The sequence below is a fragment of the Geodermatophilus telluris genome (assembly GCF_900102745.1).
Lineage (GTDB): Bacteria > Actinomycetota > Actinomycetes > Mycobacteriales > Geodermatophilaceae > Geodermatophilus > Geodermatophilus telluris.
Genome location: NZ_FMZF01000001.1, coordinates 347212 through 365625 on the forward strand (window position 1 = coordinate 347212; position 18414 = coordinate 365625).

The following is an 18414-nucleotide window of genomic DNA, read 5'->3' on the forward strand; positions in this document are numbered from 1 at the left end:
CGGCCCCCGCGGCGAGCCGGGGAGGCAGCGCGTGGTCGCCGGCGCTCAGCGCCGCACCAGCCGCTTCTCCCCCGGGTCGAGCACGACCTCCCGCGCGCCCTCGCGCAGCCCGTCGAGGACGGCGGCGACGACCTCGCCGCGGTCGTGGCCGGCGGGCAGCCGCGGCGGGGACCCCGCGAGCGCCCGGTCGACCAGGCCGGTGTCGACGTGCGGGGGCCGCACGTCGAGGACGGCCACCGACCGGCCGCGCAGCTCGCGCCGCAGCACCGAGGCCCACGCCGACAGCGCCGCCTTGCTCGCCGAGTACTCGGCCATGCCCAGCGTGGGGGCGTCGGCCACGATCGCCGACAGCAGCACCACCGCGCCGCCGTCGGCCAGGTGCGGCAGCGCGGCGCGCACCAGGCTCATCGGGGCCAGCGTGTTGACCGCGAACAGCTCCTCGGTGACGGCGTCGTCGGCGTCGGCGGCCGGCCCGAAGGCCACCACGCCCCAGGCGACGACGACGGCGTCCAGGCCGCCCAGGGCGTCGGCGGCCGCGTCCACAGAGGCGCGCACGGACTCCACGTCGACCGCGTCGGCCGCGCGGGCCGGGGCGCCACCCAGCTCGGCGGCCAGCGCCTGCAGCCGGCCCTCGTCCCGCCCGGTGAGCGCCAGCCGCGCGCCCGCACCGGCCAGCGCCCGCGCCAGCTCGCCGCCCAGCACCCCCGTCGCGCCGGCCACCAGCACCCGCGCCCCCGCCAGCTCCACGCCGGCCCGGTGCCCGTCCCGCCCGCCGCCTAACCTCCTGACGTGGCCCACGACCTGCACGATCTCGGTCCGGAACTGCTCGCCTTCCTCCTCACCGAGCGGCACCTGGCCACGCTGACCACCCTGCGCGCCGACGGCCGCCCGCACGTGGTGCCGGTCGGCGTCACCTACGACCCGGACACCCGCACCGCCCGGGTGATCACCTCCGGCGGCTCGGCCAAGGCCCGGCACGTGCGCGCCGGGCAGGCGCGGGTGGCCGTCTGCCAGGTCGACGGCCGCCGGTGGGTGACGCTGGAGGGCGCGGCGGTGGTGCGCGACGACCCAGCCGCCGTGGCCGACGCCGAGGCCCGCTACGCGCGGCGCTACCGGCAGCCCCGGGAGAACCCGGCGCGGGTGGTCATCGAGATATCGGTCGACCGGGTGCTGGGCAACGCGTGACCATGAGCCGGTGGACCTCACCGGTGTCGACCTGACCACCGAGGCCGTGCGCACCGACCGGCTCGTGCTGCGGCCGCACCGGCCCGAGGACGCCGACGCCGTGTTCCGCGCCTGCCGGGACGCGGAGACCCGGCGGTGGCTCCTGGCCCTGCCCGAGCCCTACACCCGGGCGGCGGCCGAGGAGTTCGTCACGGTGACCTCGCCGCGCGGGCGCGCGGAGGGCCGGGACCTGTCGTGCGCGATCGAGGCCGACGGCGAGCTGGTCGGCTCCTGCGGCCTGCACCACCTGGACGACGGGCGCCGGCTCGGCCCGGAGGTCGGCTACTGGGTCGCCCCGTGGGCCCGCCGGCGGGGCTACGCCAGCGAGGCGGCCCGGGCCCTGGCCGACTGGGCGCTGGAGCGGGGCGCCCCCCGGGTCCACCTGCTGGCCGACGTCGGCAACGGCACCTCGCAGGCGGTCGCCGAGCGGGCCGGCTTCGTCCGCGAGGGCGTCGTCCGCTCCTGCCTGTCCTACCGCGACGGCTCCCGCGCTGACGCCGTCCTGTTCGGCCGGCTGCCCGGCGACTGACGGGGCAGGGGCCCGTCCCGGTCGGGCCGGGCCCCTGCCGCGGTGTCAGTGCGGGGCGGCGGCGGGCTCGGCCGGTGCCGCGGTGGTGTCGTGCTGCTGTCCCAGGGGTGGCTCGACCAGCCGGATGAGGCCGTAGTCGAAGGCGTGCCGCCGGTAGACGACGGTGGGGCGCCCGGTCTCGGCGCACTGGAAGAGGAAGAAGTCGTGCCCCACGAGCTCCATCTCGTGCAGGGCCTGGTCGACGGTCATCGGCACGGCGGGGTGGTGCTTCTCCCGCACCACCTGGCCGGGCAGGTGCTCGTCGAGGTCGGGGACCACCGGCTCGCTGCCGAGGGACGCGGCCGAGCCGTCGACGAGGCCGAGCGCCGGGGTCTCCAGCGGCGCGGCCTCGGAGCCGCCGGACACCCGCACGCTGGGCGGGGTGCGCCGGCCGTGGTGGACGCGCCGGCGGTCGTTCGCGCGGCGCAGCCGGTTGTCGAGCTTGCCGCAGCTCAGGTCGAGCGCGGAGTAGAAGTCGGGGGCGCAGGCCTCCGCACGGACCACCGGCCCCTTGCCCCGCAGGGTGATCTCGACGCGCTGGCAGTTGTGGGACTGCCGGGGGTTCTTCTCGTGGAACAGCTCGACATCGATCCGGGAGAGCTTCCCGTCGAACCGCTCGAGCTGACCGACCTTGTCCTCGACGCGCTGCCGGAAGTGCTCCGGCACCTCGACGTTGCGGCCACGAACCACGATCTCCATCTGACCTCCCGGTCGTCGGCGGGTGTGACCGAGACCACGCTAGTCGCTGTCCAGGGGGGTCGACAGTCGATCGAGGCGGTTCCGGAGCCCTCTCTGCGGTGCACCGTCCGCAACCGTCCCGGTGACGACCGGTACCGGCGCGCGGGGCGTCGCGGCCACCGCGGCGGCCAGGACCGGCGTGTCCCCCTCCGCGCGTGTCACGGCCAGCACGGCGGCCGCCTCGGTGAGCGTCGCGCCGCTGGTGAGGACGTCGTCGACCAGCACCAGCAGGGCTCCCGGGGGGACCGCCGGGCCACCACGGGGGACGAACGTGCCGGCCAGGTTGGCCCGCCGCTCGGCCACCGACAGCCCGGCGGAGTCGCGCACCCGACCGGTCCGGGCCAGCAGTGGCGCCACCCGGGCGGCCACCCCGGCGGCCGACAGCTCGGCGGCGGCGACCCCGGCCAGCTCGCGCACGTGGTCGCGGCCGCGCGAGCGCAGCGAGGCCCGGCTCGGGGGCACCGGGACCAGCAGCACGGGCCGGCCGGGGAGCACCGCGGCCCCCGCCGCGACGGCCAGGGCCAGCGCCGTCCCGAGCGGCCCGGCGAGCTCGGCCCGGCCGCGCTCCTTGAACGCGAGGACCGCGGCGCGCACCGGCCCGGCGTAGACCCCGGCCGCGACCACCGGCGGCAGGCCCGCCGGCACCCGGCGCGGGGTGGCCACGTGCGGCCGGGCGAGCAGGCGGGCACAGCGCCGGCACAGCACCGCGCCGGGGACGCCGCAGCCGGCGCAGGTCCGTGGCAGGACGAGGTCGGCCAGCGCAGCCCCGAGTCCGCCCACCGCCCCAGCCTGCGGCTCCCGCCGGTCGGCGGACCGGCCCCCGCGGCATCTGTGGACGGCGGCCCGCCGCCTACACGGGGTAGAAGGGGTCCAGCCCCGGCACCGGCTGCGCACCGCGGATGAGGGTCACCCACGTGCCGCCCGACAGCTGCCACACCCACCCGCCGGCGCTGACCAGCGGCAGCTGGCCGGGTGCGGCGGCCACCGCCGTCGGCGGGCTGGGCAGCCCGGACGTGGCCACCTCCGTCAGCCCCCAGCCGTCGACGCCGACCACGTAGGGCACCGCGCCCTCCTCGCCGTCGCCGGCGAGGACCATCAGCCGGTCGGCGGTGGGCCAGGCGACGTCGACGACCGACGTCAGGCGCGGCGCCACCGGGCGCAGGTCGCGCAGCGCCACCGGTCCCTCGTCGGAGCGGACCACGGTGCCCACCAGCAGCGTCGAGCCCCCCGCCCCCCGGCTGACGACGACGGCCGCACGCACCCCGTCGGGCGAGAGCTGCAGCGCCGTCGCCCGGCCCTGGGCCGGCAGCGTCGGGGCGTTGACCGGCTGCGGTGACCCGCCGGCCGGCAGGCGGACGACGGTCGTCTCGTCGCGGACCACCCAGAACTCCGGCCGGGTCGCGGCGACGGTGGGCGTGGAGAAGCGGCTCGCGGTGAGCTGCGGGGCGAGCTCGCCGCCGTAGGCCCCCGCCAGCAGGGTCGCCGTCCCCTCGGACACCGACGTGCCGACCATCTCCGTGAGCGCGCTGGTGCGGGGGTCGGCCGACACCGCCGCGGCGGTCAGCCCGTAGGCGCCCTCGCCGGCCGGCCCGGGCGCCGGCTGGCCGTCGTCGGTCATCAGCCGGCCGGCGTCGAGGTAGTGGCCGTCGGCGTCGGCGGGCGCGGCCTCGGGGTCGAAGGCGGCCCAGTCGTCGGTGCGCTGCACGGCCGGGATGCCCTGGGCCGTCAGCGGCTCGCCGTTGCTGCTGACCTCCACCGAGGTGACGCCGTCGACCTGGTCGAGCGTCCACACCAGCTGCGCGCACAGCTGGGCGAGCTCGGCGGCACCGAGGTCGGTGAGACCGGCCAGGTCGACGCTCACCGTGGACCCGGAGACGGTGGCCGCCCGGGTGAGGGTGCGGTCCTGCAGCGGGTTGCCGACGCCGGCGGCCAACGCCGGCGAGGGGCCCTCGACGAGTCGCTGCACGAGCGCCGTCGGCTGGGCGTCCCCGGTGAGCAGGTAGCGCGGGTCGGGCACCACCCGCTGCTCGGTCGGGTCGAGGAAGTAGGCGGCGCGCTCGTCGTAGAGCCGCTCGAAGTCCGGCACCAGCATGAGCAGGCCGTCGGGCGGGTTGGTGATCCGCCACTCGCCGTCGACCTCGACCAGGGTGAACTCGCGGGTGTAGGCCTCCCCCGCCGAGCCGGTGAACACCCCGCGGCTGTCCACGGTGCCCACCAGGTCGCCGGTCATGACCACGCCCCCCGCGTCGGTGGTGACGGTGGCGTAGTCGGGGCCGACGAGGGTGATGGCGCCTTCGCCGGACCAGCTGTCGGCGGCCTCGGGCGCCAGGTGCCTCCGGGCCACGGGGTACCCGGTCACGGTGCTGGCGGCGGCGTCGACGAAGCCGCGCACGATCTCCTCCGGGGTGCCGCCCGGCGGCGGCTCCGCCGGCTCGATGCCGACCTCGCCGGCCGGCCGGGCGGGGGCCTCGGTGATCTGCACCGGCGCCGAGGAGGTGGGCACCGTGGAGCAGCCGGCGAGCAGGGCCAGCGCGCCGAGCACCGGGAGCAGGCGCCTCACGGCCGGACCCCCGGACGGCGGACGATCGTGGGCCGCAGCGGCAGCGGCGAGCTGGTGAGGTCGGCGCCGGCGGTCAGCGGCAGGGTGAGCCGGAACTGCGCGCCGAGGCCGGGCTGGCCCCAGACCTGCAGCCAGCCGCCGTGCAGCCGGGCGTCCTCCAGGCTGATCGACAGCCCCAGGCCGCTGCCGCCGACGGTGCGCACCCGGGACGGGTCGGCCCGCCAGAACCGGTCGAACACGTGCTGGGCCTCGGCCGAGGACAGGCCCACGCCGTGGTCGCGGACGGTCACCGCGGCCGCCGTCCCGTTGGCCGCCAGGGTGGTGTCGATGGGCTTGCCGGAGCCGTGCTCGACGGCGTTGCCGACGAGGTTGCGCAGGATCCGCTCCACCCGCCGGGCGTCGACCTCGGCGATCACCGGCTCCGCCGGGGAGCTGACCCGCAGCTCGCAGCCGTGCCGGCCGGCCAGCGAGGACATCCCGTCGACCACCCGGCCGACGAGCGCGCCGAGGTCGGTGGGCTCCCAGTCCAGGACGGCGGCGCCGGCGTCGTAGCGGCTGATCTCCAGCAGGTCCGACAGCAGCCGCTCGAAGCGGTCGAGCTCCTCGTGCAGCAGCTCGGCGGAGCGGGCCACGTGCGGGGGGAAGTCGCCGCGCGACTCGTGCAGCACGTCGGCGGCCATCTGCACCGTCGTCAGCGGGGTGCGCAGCTCGTGGGAGACGTCGGAGGTGAACCGCTGCTGCAGCTGGGAGAGCCCCTCGAGCTGGGTGATCTGCCGCTGCAGGCTGTCGGCCATCGCGTTGAAGCTGGTGGCCAGCCGGGCCAGGTCGTCCTCGCCGCGGACGGTCATCCGCTCCTCGAGCTGCCCCTCGGCCAGCCGCTGGGCCGTGCCGGCCGCGCGCCGCACCGGGTCGACCACCAGCCGGGTGACGAGCACACCGATCCCCGCGACGAACAGGGTGAGCGCGATGCCGCTGATCGCCACCGTGGTGCGGATGAGGGAGAGCGTCTCCTCCTCCTGGTCCAGCGGAAAGGCGTAGTAGAGCTCGATCTGCCCGGCCGAGGACGCGCCGACGGGCACCGGCGAGCCCACCAGCAGCGTCGGCCGCGCCTGCCCGGAGGCGTTGGGCACCATCGCGTACTGGCTGTACTGGGCGCCGCCCGCGACGCCGGCGCGCAGCCCCTCGGGCAGCGTCGGGTAGATGCCCGGCCGGCTGACCGCCGGCGGCCGCTCGGTGTCGCCGGTCCGGTAGACCATGACGACGTCGAAGGTGCCGGCCGACCCGCCGCGGGTGAGCAGCTGCTGCACCGTGCGCTCCAGGGTGGCCCGCACGCTCGCCGCGTCGCCGGCGGCGATGCCGACCACCTCGGTCTGGGCGTAGACCACCCCGGCCTGCGCCTGGTCGACCGCGGCCTGCTCCTTGACCGACAGCAGCTGGGTGCGGATCTGGCTGAACAGCACCAGGCTGACGATGACCACGACGGTGCCGGCGACGACCATCGTGATGGCGCCGATGCGCACGTGCAGCGACGACCGCCACGCCGAGACGGCGGAGCCGGCCAGCCGCCGCGCGCGGATGCGCGCCCGGACGGCCCGCCGGCGCAGCCCGCGCCGCAGCGCGGACCGGTCGCGCGGGCGGGGGCGGCCGGCGTCCGCCGGTGCGGGGGCCCGGGTGCTGCCCGCGTCGTCGGCCGGGGCGGCCGCCGGCGCCGGGTGGGTGGTGCTCACCGGCGCACGGACCTCGCCGGCCCGCGGTCCCGCCCGGTCACGGCGGACCGGCCTTGTAGCCGACCCCGCGCACGGTCAGCACGATCTCGGGCTTCTCCGGGTCGCGCTCGATCTTGGCGCGCAGCCGCTGCACGTGGACGTTGACCAGCCGGGTGTCGGCGGCGTGCCGGTAGCCCCACACCTGCTCGAGCAGCAGCTCACGGGTGAACACCTGGCGCGGCTTGCGGGCCAGCGCCACCAGCAGGTCGAACTCCAGCGGGGTGAGCGCGATCGGCGTGCCGTCGCGGGTGACCTGGTGGGCGGGGACGTCGATCTGCACGTCGCCGATCGCGAGCGTCTCGGCCTGCCCGGTCTCGCCGCGGCGCAGCTGGGCGCGGACGCGGGCGACCAGCTCGACGGGCTTGAACGGCTTGGTGACGTAGTCGTCGGCGCCGGCCTCGAGGCCCTGGACGACGTCGATCGTGTCGCCCTTGGCGGTGAGCATGACGATGGGCACCGTCGACTGGGTGCGGATGTCCTGGCAGATCTGCAGGCCGTTGCGGCCGGGCAGCATCAGGTCGAGCAGGACGATGTCGGGCCGGGTCTGCTGGAAGACGCCGAGCGCGCGGTTGCCGTCGGAGACGAAGGCCGGGTCGTAGCCCTCCCGCCGCAGCACGATGCCGAGCATCTCGGCGAGAGCGGCGTCGTCGTCGACGACCAGGACACGGCCGCGGCTGGGTCCGTTGTGCTGAGCGGTGGGGGGCACGGACCCATTCTGCGACGTCACGGCCAGATCACGGAGGCGCTGGACCCGGCGCGCCGGATCCAGCGCCTCCCCCCTGGCGACCGGATGGAACGGCCCCCTCGCAGGGCCCCGCCACGGGCGGCGGTCGGCCTCCCTGCAGGGGCCCGCCGCGAGCGCGCGAGCGGTGGGGAGCAGGGAGGTCCTTACAGGGGGGCGAGGGGGTCCTTCTAGTAGCGGTAGTGCTCGCTCTTGTACGGGCCCTCGACGGGGACGCCGATGTAGTCGGCCTGCACCTTGGACAGGGTCGTCAGCTTCACGCCGAGCGCGTCGAGGTGCAGCCGGGCCACGTGCTCGTCGAGCCGCTTGGGCAGCACGGTGACGGTGGGGGCCTGGCCCTCGTAGGCCGCGCGATTGGACCACAGCTCGATCTGGGCGAGCACCTGGTTGGAGAACGAGGCGCTCATGACGAAGCTCGGGTGCCCGGTGGCGTTGCCCAGGTTCAGCAGCCGGCCCTCGGAGAGCAGGATGATCGTGTGGCCGTCGGCGAAGCGCCACTCGTCGACCTGCGGCTTGATCTGGGTCCGCTCGATGCCCGGGGTGCGGGCCAGGCCGGCCACGTCGATCTCGTTGTCGAAGTGCCCGATGTTGCCCACGATCGCCTGGTGCTTGGTCTGCCCGAGCTGCTCGGCGCTGATGATGTCGCGGTTGCCGGTCGCGGTGATGATGATGTCGGCCTTGCCGATGACCTCGTCGAGGGTGGTCACCTCGTAGCCGTGCATCGCCGCCTGCAGGGCGTTGATCGGGTCGATCTCGGTGACGACGACCCGGGCGCCCTGGCCGCGCAGCGACTCCGCGCAGCCCTTGCCCACGTCGCCGTAGCCGCAGACCACGGCCACCTTGCCGCCGATCATCACGTCGGTGGCGCGGTTGATGCCGTCGATGAGCGAGTGCCGGCAGCCGTAGAGGTTGTCGAACTTGCTCTTGGTGACCGAGTCGTTGACGTTGATCGCCGGGAACAGCAGCCGGCCGTCGCGGGCCAGCTCGTACAGGCGCATGACGCCGGTGGTGGTCTCCTCGGTGACGCCGCGGATGCCCTGGCCGATGCGGGTCCAGTAGCCGGCGTCGGCGGCCAGCGTGCCGCGCAGCGCCTCGAGGATGACGCCGTACTCCTCGGAGTCGGCCTCGGTGGTGTCGGGGACGGCGCCGTCGGTCTCGAAGCGGGTGCCGAGGTGCACGAGCAGGGTGGCGTCGCCGCCGTCGTCGAGCAGCATGTTCGGGCCGACGACGTCACCGTTCTCGTCGCGGAACTCGAACAGGCGCTGGGTGCACCACCAGTAGTCCTCGAGCGTCTCGCCCTTCCAGGCGAAGACCGGGACGCCGGCGGGCGCCTCGGGGGTGCCCTCGGGGCCGACGACGATCGCGGCGGCGGCGTGGTCCTGGGTGGAGAAGATGTTGCAGGAGACCCAGCGGACGTCGGCGCCCAGCGCGACGAGGGTCTCGATGAGGACGGCGGTCTGCACGGTCATGTGCAGCGAGCCGGCGATGCGGGCGCCGGCCAGCGGCTGCTCGTCGCCGTACTCCTCGCGCAGCGCCACCAGGCCGGGCATCTCGTGCTCGGCGAGGCGGATCTCCTTGCGGCCGAAGCCGGCCAGGGAGAGGTCGGCGACCTTGAAGTCACCGTCGGACAGGGTGCGGGTGCCGGTAGAGGCGGTCATGTCGCTCCAGGGTCGAGGCCCCGCGCCGGGAGGGAGCGGGACTCGGGGTCGCTGATCCGAGCGAGCATGCCGAGGCTTCGGCGGGGCTCGTGCCGCCGTCCAGGGTACCGGTTCCTCAGGACTCGCAGCCGACGCCGTCGCCGTCGCCGTCCAGGGCCGGGTTCCACCCCGGGTCGCCCTCGCGCAGCGGTGCCGCGCCGGCCGCGCGCGCCGTGGCGCAGTCGGGGAAGGGACCGGTCGGCGCGGACGGGGGCTCCTGCTGGGCGGCGGTCGCCTCGCGGCTGGGCAGCGGCTCGGCCGGGCAGGTCTCGAGCACCGCGGCCGCCGCGTCGTGCTCGGCCGCGGTCATCCACAGGCCGTAGGTCAGCTTCACCGCGACCTGCCGGGCGACGTAGGCGCAGCGGTAGGAGCGGTCGGGCGGCAGCCAGGTGGCGGCGTCGCCGTCGCCCTTCTGCTGGTTGAGCGGCCCGTCGACGGCGAGCAGGTTGAGCGGGTCGTTGGCGAAGGCGGTGCGGCGGGCGGGGTCCCACTGCTGGGCGCCCTTCTGCCAGGCGTCCGACAGCGCGACGACGTGGTCGATCTGCACCGCCTCGCTGGTGTCCTCGCCGCGGCGGAAGGCGATGGTGCGGCCGGAGTAGGGGTCGGCGAGGGTGCCGCTGACGACGACGCAGTCGTCCGTGCCCGGCGCGAAGCGCTCGCCGGTGAGGTCGCGGGCCAGGACGTCGTTGCGGGTGTCGCAGCCGTTGCGGTCGGTGTCCACCCAGCCGTCGCCGAACTCGTCGCGGGAGTACCCGGTCTGCGGCGCGCGGCCGCGGACGGGCACCGACTCCAGGGCCTCGAGCGCGCTGCCGGTGGCCGGGACGGGGTCCCCGGAGGACCCGGTGAGGTCGACACAGCCGGTGGCCAGCGCAGCGGTCAGGCCCAGGGCGCCGGCACGCGCGAGGGCGGTGCGGAGGGACACGGCCGACGCTACGTCCGGCCCCCGGTCCCGCCGGGCCGCGACACGCGGCCCGGGTCAGTGCAGGTTGGTGGTGGCCCGGTAGAGGACGGCCGGACCGCGGGCGGTGACCGGCGCGCCGGCCGGCACGAACGCCGACTGCCCGCGCTCCAGCACCAGCTCGCCGTCGGCACCGGTCAGCGTCGCCCGCCCCTCGGCGCACAGCACGACCTGCGGCCCGCGCGTGGCGAACGGGCCGGCCTGCTCGTCGAGCTGGGCGCGGGTCAGGTCGAAGTCCTCGACCGGCACCGGGTAGCGCAGGCCGCCGGGCCCGAGCACCGGGTGGATGACCGGGATGCGGCCGTCGGAGAAGTCGAGCACCTCGATGAGGGCGGCGAGGTCGACGTGCTTGGTGGTCAGCCCGCCGCGCAGCACGTTGTCCGAGCTGGCCATCACCTCGACGCCGGCCCCGGACAGGTAGGCGTGCAGGTTGCCGGCGGGGAGGAAGACCGCCTCACCGGGGGCGAGCTTGAGGTGGTTGCACATCAGCGAGATGACCACGCCGGGGTCGCCCGGGTAGGCCTCGGCCAGCGCCGCCGCCCACCGGTAGGTGTTGATGAACTCCGGGTCGTGCGCGGCCACGAAGGCCGCCGCCCGGCGCGCGACGACGTCGACGAGGTGGGTGCGCCGCATCCCCGAGAGCGCGAGCAGCTGCGGGATGGCCGCCTGCAGCCCGCCGCGGGCCAGCGCCGCGATGGTCGGCTTGAGCTCGGGCAGCTGCAGCTTGGCCAGGCAGTGCAGCGACTCCTCGACCGGCCGGAAGCCGCACAGCGCCTCGAAGGTGGTCAGCGCCAGCAGCAGCTCGGGCTTGTGCCACGGGTCCTTGAAGGTGCGCGACGGGTCGTCGCGCGGCACCCCGGCGGCCTCCTCGGCGAGGAAGCCGGCCTGGGCCTGCTCCATCGTCGGGTGCGCCTGCAGCGACAGCGGCGCCTCCGCGGCGAGGACCTTCATGAGGAACGGCAGCCGGGCACCGAAGCGCTCGTGGACCGCCCCGCCGAGCAGGTCCTGGGGCTGCTCGGCGATCGCCTTGTCCAGCGGGGCCCCGGTCGAGAGCACGCTGGGCTGGTCGGGGTGACCGCCCATCCACAGCTCCGCGTAGGGCCGGTCGGCGGGGACCGGTTCACCCAGCAGGTCGGGGATGACGGTCCGCGACCCCCACGGGTAGTGCCGCACCGCGTTGCTCATCTGCCACATCGCCCCGCAGGCTACCGGTGCGCCCTCCCCCGGCCGGGCGCCCGCGATGCCCGTCTCCCCCGATCGGGCGGGGTCCGGCGGGCCGGACGACCGCCCCGCGGGCCGCGGCTCAGCGGCCCAGCACCCGCTCCCGGTCGAGCGCCAGCGCCAGGTAGACGGCGCTGAAGTCGGCCACCGCCAGCTGCCGGGCCAGCCGCGGCAGCCGGCCGTGGCGGTCCGGCTCGCCGTGCTCGGCCAGGCCGCTGACCGGCACGTTGTTCGCCGTCGCCGTGCGCAGCACCTCGGCCATCGCCTCCGCCGCCGACCGCGGCTCCCGCTCGCCGCTGCCGTCGTGGTGGGCGGCGTCGGTGTCGCGGATGGTGAGCAGCCGCAGCCGGCGGCCCTCGTCGTCGGTGCGGTCGCGGAAGAAGTCGTCGGAATCACGCGGGGCCAGCGGACCGCCGAGGACGGCACGGGCGGCCACCCGCTGGTCGGGCAGCCGGTAGCAGCTGGCGGGCAGGCCCGCCAGGGTGGCCAGCTGGTCGGCGAAGCGGGTGGCCGCGGTGCCGGCCAGCGGCCCCTCGGCGACGATCACCGGCAGCGCGTCGAGCAGCTCCAGGGCCAGGGTCTTGGCCGGGTTGCCGAAGGACTCGCGGGCCGGGCCGCACTCGGCGGCGACCTCGTCGAGGGTCGCGGCGACCGCCTCGCAGTCGGCGGCGGCCTGCCCGACCAGCCCCAGCTCGGTGGCCAGCCGCAGCAGCGGGGTCAGCAGCGACCACAGCGTGGTGTGCTGCACGCGCGAGCGCGGCAGCGGCACGTAGGGCATCCGCGCGGTGGAGCAGGCCGCGCGCAGCGGCGCGTCCTCGGCACCGATGCCCAGCAGCGAGACGCCGCGGCGGGCGGCCTCGTAGGCCGGCGTCACCGCGTAGGCGCCGGCGCCGGTGCGGGTGGCGACGACGGCGACGTCGGTCGGGCCGGTCCACACCGGGAGGTCGGGGCCGGGGACGACGTCGACGGTGACCGGGCTGGAGGGGCCGAGCAGCGCCCGCAGCACCGAGGCGGCCACCGCGCCCTCGCGGCGGGCGACGATGACCATGCCGCGGGGCCGCCCGCCGGCGGTGATCCGGTCGAGACCCGCCTCGTCGGTGAGCCGGGCGGTCTCGCGCACCTGGGCGCCGGCGCCGGCGACGGCCGGCAGCAGCCCGCGGGGGTCGCGGGCACGCAGCACGTCGAGGTCGTCGAGGACCTCCTCGGCCAGCTCCGGCGAGGTCATGCCGACCGGGTCCGGGCCTCGTCGAGCAGCAGCACCGGGATGCCGTCGCGGACCGGGAACGCCCGGTCGCAGGTGGGGCAGACCAGCTCGCCGGCCGCCTCGTCCACCGTCAGCGGGCTGTGGTGGGTGTCGGGGCAGGCCAGCACCTGCAGCAGCACGGGGTCGAGCCCCAGCGGTCCGGTCCCGCTCATGCGCGCACCATCCCCAGCACCCGGTCCCGCAGCTGCGCCATGCGCGCCTCGTCGGGAGCCTCGACGTTGAGCCGCAGCAGCGGCTCGGTGTTGCTGGCCCGCAGGTTGAACCACGACCCGTCGGGCAGGTCGACGGTGAGCCCGTCGAGCTCGTCGAACGCCGCGCCGTCGGCCTCGAACGCCTCGCGGACGGCCGCCGTCCGCCCGGCCGCGTCGGCCACGGTGGAGTTGATCTCCCCGGAGGCGGCGTAGCGGCCGTAGGCGGCGGTCAGCTCCGACAGCGGCCGGCTCTGCTCCCCCAGCGCCGCGAGCACGTGCATCGCCGCCAGCATCCCGGTGTCGGCGCGCCAGAAGTCCCGGAAGTAGTAGTGCGCCGAGTGCTCGCCGCCGAAGACGGCGTCGGTGCGCGCCATCTCGGCCTTGATGAACGAGTGGCCGACCCGCGTGCGCACCGGCTCGCCGCCGTGCTCGCGGACGATCTCGGGCACCGCCCGCGAGGTGATCAGGTTGTGGATGACCGTCGTCCCCCGGCCCTTGGCCAGCTCCCGGACGGCGACCAGCGCGGTGATCGCCGAGGGGCTCACCGGCTCGCCGCGCTCGTCGACGACGAACACCCGGTCGGCGTCCCCGTCGAAGGCCAGGCCGAGGTCGGCGCCCTCCCGGCGGACGGCCTCCTGCAGGTCGACCAGGTTGGCCGGGTCCAGCGGGTTGGCCTCGTGGTTGGGGAAGGTGCCGTCGAGCTCGAAGTACAGCGGGACGACGTCGAGCGGGAGGCCGGCCAGCACGACGGGGACGGTGTGCCCGCCCATGCCGTTGCCGGCGTCGACGACCACGCGCAGCGGCCGGATCCCCGACAGGTCGACCAGCCGGCGCAGGTGCTCGGCGTAGGCGGTGAGCAGGTCGCGCTGGGTGATCTCGGCGGTGCGCGCGGGCTGCCGGTCGTAGCTGTCGCGCTCGGCCCACTCGCGCACGGTGGCCAGGCCCGACTCCTGCCCGACGGGGGCGGCGCCGGCCCGGCAGAGCTTGATGCCGTTGTACTGCGCCGGGTTGTGGCTGGCGGTGAACATCGCGCCGGGGACGTCGAGCGAGCCGGCGGCGAAGTAGAGCAGGTCGGTGGAGCCCAGGCCCGCCTCGACGACGTCGACACCGCGGGAGAGCACGCCCTCGGCGAAGGCGCGGGAGAGCGGGACCGAGGAGGGGCGCATGTCGTGGGCGGTGACGACCGCGGTCGCGCCGCTCTCGGTGGCCACGAGTTCGGCGAAGGCGGCGCCGATGCGCCGGGCGACGTCCTCGTCCCACTGGTCGGGGACGACGCCCCGGACGTCGTATGCCTTGATGATCGCCGACAGGTCCGTCACTGCCACCCTCGCCTGGACTGCCCGGCCGCGCGGCTGCGCCCGGTGCCCGACGATCCTATGAGGCCCCCCGCGGGGACCCCATCCCACTCACCCGCCGGCGCCAGCCCTCCGGGTGAGGCCGGGCCCGCGGCTGCCGGGCCCTAGGGGATGTCGGGGAGGACGCGCAGGTGCCCCCGGCGGGTGCCGCGGCCGTCGTCGGCCGGCGGCCGGGGCGGCTCGGGACGGGCGGCCTCGCGGACGGCGTCGGCCAGCGCGAGCAGGTCGTCACCGGTCGGACCGGAGTCCTCGACGTCGATCTCGTGCCGGACGACCTCCCAACCGCGCGGCACGGTGAGCCGCTCGGCGTGGAACTCGCAGAGGTCGTAGCTGTGCGGCTCGGAGAACGTGGCCAACGGCCCGACGACGGCGGTCGACTCGGCGTACACGTAGGTCAGGGTCGCGCCCGCCGGTTGCGCGCAGCCGCTGCGCGAGCAGCGACGTGACTGCCTCACCACCGGTTCCTCACGCGAGGCACAGTAGCCGCGACCGCGAGGTGTCGGCGACAGGCGCACCGGGACCGAGACCTCTCCGTCACCACCGTCCCCACCCATCCAACCCGACGCCTCCGGGCACTCGGGCACCGGGTGACCGGCCCCGGCGGGGCGGCCGGTGCGCTGCCCGCGCCCGCGGGGCGCCGTACGCTCGCCCCGCCATGAGCCGACCCGCCCGCCGCTCCCCCCGCACCCGCCGCGACCGGCACGGCCGGGGCCTGCGCGGCCGCCTGGTGCCCGGCGACGTGCCGCTGTCCCGCAGCCGCGCCGAGCAGTTCGACGACCTGGTCCTCGACGCGGTCGAGGACATCGAGCGCCGCTGGGAGCGGGAGCTGGCCGGGGTCGAGTTCGCCGTCGAGGACGTGCCGTGGGTCGACCACACCGACCCCGACGAGGTGGTCCTCGACCCCGACGTCCTCGACGACGGCACGGTGCCGCTGGCCCGGGTGCTGCCCGCGCACCGCGAGGACGGCCGCGAGGTGCCGGCGCGGATCGTCGTCTACCGGCGGCCGCTGGAGATCCGCGCGCACGACCGCGACGACCTCGCCGACCTCGTCCGCGACGTCGTCGTCGACCAGGTGGCGGTGCTGCTGGGCCGCGACCCGGAGGAGATCGACCCGACGGGCTAGCGGCGCACCTCGACCGGACTACCGAGTTCTGCCGCGAGGCGGCGGGCCTCCTGCAGGCGCTCGCGGGCGAAGGCGGCGTCGAGGCCGTCGCCGCGGTCGGCGCGGGTCAGCCGGGCCACCAGCTGCTCGAGGGCGACGGCGTGCCACAGCAGGCCGACGTCGGGCTCCTCCCAGCCGGCGGTGCGCGACCGGACGACGTCGGCGACGCGCCCGCGGTCGTCGGCGTCGGGCGTGGTGGCCCACAGCGTGAGCAGGTCGCGGTGGCGGGGCGCGGCGCGCACGCCCGACCACTCGAGGACGACCAGCCGGCCCTCCGCGTCGGGCTCGGTGGCCGCCACGGTGGTGTCGACGACGGCGTTGGCGGCGCGCAGGTCGCCGTGGCCGGCCTCCGACAGCGGCAGCTGCGCCGCGGCCGCCCGCACCGCCCGCAGCTCACCGACCCGCACCCCGCCGCGCAGCAGCCTCGCCGCGCCGCCCACGGAACCGCGCGCCCGGCGCAGGGGGGGCCCGGCCGGCGGGGTCCACGGCTCCCCCGCGGGGACGGGCAGCGGCGCGATGCGCAGCGCCGACTCGATCGCCACCGCCGTCCACCGGGGCCCGCCGGTGGGACCTGGGTGCACCCGCCGGGACAGCAGCCAGCGGCCGTCCTCGGCCGTGGCGAGCACCTCCGGGACCCCGACCTGCCGCTCCGCGGCCCAGCGGCGCCCCCGCAGCTCGGCGCGCAGCCGGCGCAGCCCGCTCTCGGTGACGGCGAGGTCGAGCACCGCGTCGGCGAGCACCCCCTGGACGACGCCGAGCCGGGTGCTGAGGTCCGTGACGGCGAGCAGCGGGCCGCCGACCCCCAGCTCGCCGAGCAGGGCGGCGACCCGCTCCTGCGCCGCCCCCGCCGCACCGCCCGCCACCGCAGGATCGTGGCAGGGACCCCGGCGGGTCGCACGGAGGGCCGGCACGCAAGCCCCTGGGATGCTCTCGGGGATGGACTCCCCCGCGCCGGTCGCCGCCTGGCTCGTGCTGGCGGTGGCCCTGCTGGCACTGGGCGTGGTGGCCGCCGGCCTGCTGCTCGGCCGGCGCGGGACGCCGGCGGTCGAGCCGCCGTCCCCGCCCCCGGACCGGCCGGCCGGGCGGCGATGGGCGCAGGACGACCTGCCCGGCTTCCTCGAGTCCCCTCCGGGCACGCCGGCCGCCGACGACCCGGGTCCCGGGCCGCCGGAGCCGGCCGCGCCGGGACCTGCGGGGCCCGACCCGTCGGGCCGCACGGTGGCCGGGCTGGCCGCCGCGGCGCTGGCGCTCGTCGCCGTGCTCGCCGCGGTGGCCGGCACCACCCGCGGGGGCGAGGCTCCGCTCCCCGGCGGTCCGGCGACGCCTCCCGCCCCGCGACCGCCCGCCGCGACGGCGGCCCCGCCGACCACCGCCCCGCCCGACCTGCCGCCCGTCCCCGCCGACCCCCTGCCCGGGGAGCGCGGCGCCGGCGCGCTCGCCGCGCGCTCGGTGCCCCTCGGCGACGACGGCGCCACCGCCCGGCTGGCCCTGGGCGGGCTGGTGCTGGAGCGGCGGGCGGTCGGCGTCACCGTCACCTACCCGTCGGTGAGCGTCACCGTGGGCGGGGGCGAGGCGCTGGCGCACGTGCTCCTGCCCACCTGGAACTGCCTGGGCGACGCCGCGCCGGCCGACCCCGAGCAGGCCGGCTGCACGCGCGCCGGCGTGGAGTACGCCGACCTCCCGACGCCGGCGCTGGAGGTCTCCCGCGACGGCGACGCGCTGCGGCTGACCGGGCGCTTCCCCACCTACACCCGACCGTCGGGGACGCCGCCGGTCTACACCGGCCGGGTCTACCCGCTGAGCGTCACCGTGGCGCCGGCCGGGCCGCTGCGCGACGGGCAGGCGCGCGCCGAGGGCGCACTGTTCCTGGGCACCGACCGGGCCGGGTCCCTGCCCGACCCGTCGCTCAGCCGGATCCGCGTCGTCGGCTGAGCGGCACGCGCGCCAGGCGCGCCGCGCCGCGGTCGAGGACCGCACGCAGCACCCGGCCCCGGCCGGAGACGGTCACGCCGACGGCGGGCGCGCCGCGCGCGGTGGTCAGCCCGCCGAGCTCCGAGTGCCCCCACCAGGGCAGCCGGTCCGCGCCGTCCACGAGCGTGAGCAGACCGGCGCGCAGCCGCCCGCCGTCGGTCACGGTGGCCACCTCGACGCGGCCGAGCGCGGCGTGCAGCCGGGCGGCGGCGCGGACCAGGTCGCGGGCGCGGGCGTCGCGCTCCCCGGCCAGCAGCCCGGGCAGCACCCGGTCGACGGCACGGGCGTCCCGGCTGCGCACCACCCGGCCGGGCGCCGCCGCGTCGAGGTCGTCGACCAGGCGGGTGGTGCGCGCGCTCGCCACCCGGGCGTCGGGCCGCAGCCGGGCGAGGGCCCGCACGGTGGGGTCGCCCAGCGGCAGACCGGCCAGCCGCAGCCGCCAGGGCCGGCGCACCGAGGTCAGCAGGTCGAGGACGCCGGCCGCGAGCCGGTCCGCGGCGTCCTCGTCCCGGGCCGGGAGCCGTGCGGGCGGGCGGCCGCCGGGCGTGGGCAGGCCGTCGCCGAGCAGGGTGGCCGTCACGACCGGGCCGGCGGTGGCCAGCTCCAGCAGTGCCAGCGCGTCCGGCCCGCCCGGGCCGCGCGGCCCGACGACCACGGCCGCGGGCACCAGCCGCGGGCGCCGGTGCACCGCCTGGACGGACAGCACGGTGGTCAGCCAGGGCGACTCGGCCGTGGCCGGCGCGGCGAGGGCCCGCGCGAGCGGCGCGGCGGCGCGCAGCTCGCGGACGACGGCGGCGGTGCCGAGCACGGTGCGCGTGTCCCTGTCCCCGCCGGTCACCGCCCCATCGGACCACAGCGCCGGGCAGTCCTCCCCCGGGACGCCGAAGCCCCCGACGGCGCTGCCGTCGGGGGCCGGTGAGGTTCGGGGACGGCCTCCCTGCAGGGGCCCGCCGCGAGCGGAGCGAGTGGTGGGGGGCGGTGACGTGCTGGAACGGCC

The 18414-nt window shown here is 77.1% G+C and carries 19 protein-coding genes; 4 read left to right on the plus strand and 15 right to left on the minus strand.

Going from position 1 to position 18414, the window contains the following annotated elements; translation table 11 throughout:
- Positions 1 to 45 precede the first annotated feature (45 nt).
- Complete coding sequence (locus BLQ97_RS01675) at positions 46 to 798, minus strand: SDR family NAD(P)-dependent oxidoreductase (RefSeq protein ID WP_245691723.1); 753 nt, start codon at positions 796 to 798, stop codon at positions 46 to 48.
- Between BLQ97_RS01675 and BLQ97_RS01680 the strand changes: the two genes are divergently transcribed.
- Positions 790 to 1185 carry a pyridoxamine 5'-phosphate oxidase family protein gene (locus BLQ97_RS01680; protein ID WP_091362646.1) on the plus strand — a complete coding sequence of 132 codons (396 nt, stop codon included), beginning with the start codon at positions 790 to 792 and terminating at the stop codon, positions 1183 to 1185. The genes BLQ97_RS01675 and BLQ97_RS01680 overlap by 9 nt on opposite strands.
- Before the next feature lie 10 nt (positions 1186 to 1195).
- Complete coding sequence (locus BLQ97_RS01685; protein WP_091362647.1) at positions 1196 to 1753, plus strand: GNAT family N-acetyltransferase; 558 nt, start codon at positions 1196 to 1198, stop codon at positions 1751 to 1753.
- Between the two features lie 45 nt (positions 1754 to 1798).
- Here the strand turns inward: BLQ97_RS01685 and hpf are convergent, their stop codons facing one another.
- From hpf to BLQ97_RS01745, 12 genes are all read right to left on the minus strand, one after another.
- Positions 1799 to 2491 carry a ribosome hibernation-promoting factor, HPF/YfiA family gene (gene hpf / locus BLQ97_RS01690; RefSeq protein ID WP_091362649.1) on the minus strand — a complete coding sequence of 231 codons (693 nt, stop codon included), beginning with the start codon at positions 2489 to 2491 and terminating at the stop codon, positions 1799 to 1801.
- Between the two features lie 39 nt (positions 2492 to 2530).
- A complete protein-coding gene (locus BLQ97_RS01695; protein ID WP_175471552.1) occupies positions 2531 to 3310 on the minus strand; it encodes a ComF family protein in 780 nt (259 codons plus the stop codon).
- 70 nt (positions 3311 to 3380) lie between these two features.
- Entirely contained in the window at positions 3381 to 5090 is a 1710-nt protein-coding gene (locus BLQ97_RS01700; protein ID WP_091362651.1) for an LpqB family beta-propeller domain-containing protein, read from the minus strand.
- Positions 5087 to 6817, minus strand: coding sequence for an MtrAB system histidine kinase MtrB (gene mtrB, locus BLQ97_RS01705; RefSeq protein WP_091362652.1), 1731 nt, complete (start codon positions 6815 to 6817; stop codon positions 5087 to 5089). Before mtrB ends, BLQ97_RS01700 begins: the two co-directional genes overlap by 4 nt.
- 37 nt (positions 6818 to 6854) lie before the next feature.
- The gene (gene mtrA / locus BLQ97_RS01710) at positions 6855 to 7562 is read right to left on the minus strand and encodes an MtrAB system response regulator MtrA (RefSeq protein WP_091108511.1); all 708 of its coding nucleotides are present in this window, start codon (positions 7560 to 7562) and stop codon (positions 6855 to 6857) included.
- A 206-nt stretch (positions 7563 to 7768) separates the two neighbouring features.
- Positions 7769 to 9256 (minus strand): adenosylhomocysteinase, encoded by a 1488-nt coding sequence (gene ahcY / locus BLQ97_RS01715; RefSeq protein ID WP_091362654.1) that lies wholly within the window; start codon positions 9254 to 9256, stop codon positions 7769 to 7771.
- Between the two features lie 115 nt (positions 9257 to 9371).
- Positions 9372 to 10217 (minus strand): GmrSD restriction endonuclease domain-containing protein, encoded by an 846-nt coding sequence (locus tag BLQ97_RS01720; protein ID WP_091362655.1) that lies wholly within the window; start codon positions 10215 to 10217, stop codon positions 9372 to 9374.
- A 54-nt stretch (positions 10218 to 10271) separates the two neighbouring features.
- Positions 10272 to 11447 (minus strand): mannose-6-phosphate isomerase, class I, encoded by a 1176-nt coding sequence (gene manA, locus BLQ97_RS01725; RefSeq protein WP_091362657.1) that lies wholly within the window; start codon positions 11445 to 11447, stop codon positions 10272 to 10274.
- 109 nt (positions 11448 to 11556) lie between these two features.
- Positions 11557 to 12699, minus strand: a complete 1143-nt coding sequence (locus BLQ97_RS01730) for an SIS domain-containing protein (protein ID WP_091362659.1) — start codon at positions 12697 to 12699, stop codon at positions 11557 to 11559.
- Positions 12696 to 12890 (minus strand): Trm112 family protein, encoded by a 195-nt coding sequence (locus BLQ97_RS01735; protein ID WP_091362661.1) that lies wholly within the window; start codon positions 12888 to 12890, stop codon positions 12696 to 12698. The genes BLQ97_RS01730 and BLQ97_RS01735 overlap by 4 nt, the downstream gene beginning before the upstream one ends.
- Positions 12887 to 14254, minus strand: coding sequence for a phosphomannomutase/phosphoglucomutase (locus BLQ97_RS01740; protein ID WP_245691724.1), 1368 nt, complete (start codon positions 14252 to 14254; stop codon positions 12887 to 12889). The genes BLQ97_RS01735 and BLQ97_RS01740 overlap by 4 nt, the downstream gene beginning before the upstream one ends.
- A 134-nt stretch (positions 14255 to 14388) precedes the next feature.
- A complete protein-coding gene (locus BLQ97_RS01745) occupies positions 14389 to 14739 on the minus strand; it encodes a DUF3499 domain-containing protein (RefSeq protein ID WP_091362664.1) in 351 nt (116 codons plus the stop codon).
- Positions 14740 to 14939: 200 nt separating this feature from the next.
- On the opposite strand from BLQ97_RS01745, the gene BLQ97_RS01750 reads away from it, so the two are divergent.
- The gene (locus BLQ97_RS01750; RefSeq protein WP_091362666.1) at positions 14940 to 15407 is read left to right on the plus strand and encodes a metallopeptidase family protein; all 468 of its coding nucleotides are present in this window, start codon (positions 14940 to 14942) and stop codon (positions 15405 to 15407) included.
- Here BLQ97_RS01750 and BLQ97_RS01755 read toward each other — a convergent pair.
- Positions 15404 to 16309, minus strand: coding sequence for a hypothetical protein (locus tag BLQ97_RS01755; RefSeq protein ID WP_091362668.1), 906 nt, complete (start codon positions 16307 to 16309; stop codon positions 15404 to 15406). The genes BLQ97_RS01750 and BLQ97_RS01755 overlap by 4 nt on opposite strands.
- Before the next feature lie 73 nt (positions 16310 to 16382).
- On the opposite strand from BLQ97_RS01755, the gene BLQ97_RS01760 reads away from it, so the two are divergent.
- Positions 16383 to 17378, plus strand: coding sequence for a hypothetical protein (locus tag BLQ97_RS01760; protein WP_091362670.1), 996 nt, complete (start codon positions 16383 to 16385; stop codon positions 17376 to 17378).
- On the opposite strand, the gene BLQ97_RS01765 is transcribed toward BLQ97_RS01760, so the two are convergent.
- A complete protein-coding gene (locus BLQ97_RS01765; RefSeq protein WP_175471553.1) occupies positions 17353 to 18255 on the minus strand; it encodes a hypothetical protein in 903 nt (300 codons plus the stop codon). The two genes, BLQ97_RS01760 and BLQ97_RS01765, sit on opposite strands and share 26 nt — an antisense overlap.
- Between the last annotated feature and the right edge of the window lie 159 nt (positions 18256 to 18414).

Coding starts and splice junctions, on each gene's coding strand:
- hpf (WP_091362649.1), bottom strand. CDS start 2,491: ATGGAGATCGTGGTTCGTGGCCGCAACGTCGAGGTGCCGGAGCACTTC.
- BLQ97_RS01750 (WP_091362666.1), top strand. CDS start 14,940: ATGAGCCGACCCGCCCGCCGCTCCCCCCGCACCCGCCGCGACCGGCAC.
- ahcY (WP_091362654.1), bottom strand. CDS start 9,256: ATGACCGCCTCTACCGGCACCCGCACCCTGTCCGACGGTGACTTCAAG.
- BLQ97_RS01760 (WP_091362670.1), top strand. CDS start 16,383: ATGGACTCCCCCGCGCCGGTCGCCGCCTGGCTCGTGCTGGCGGTGGCC.
- manA (WP_091362657.1), bottom strand. CDS start 11,447: ATGTGGCAGATGAGCAACGCGGTGCGGCACTACCCGTGGGGGTCGCGG.
- BLQ97_RS01730 (WP_091362659.1), bottom strand. CDS start 12,699: ATGACCTCGCCGGAGCTGGCCGAGGAGGTCCTCGACGACCTCGACGTG.
- BLQ97_RS01735 (WP_091362661.1), bottom strand. CDS start 12,890: ATGAGCGGGACCGGACCGCTGGGGCTCGACCCCGTGCTGCTGCAGGTG.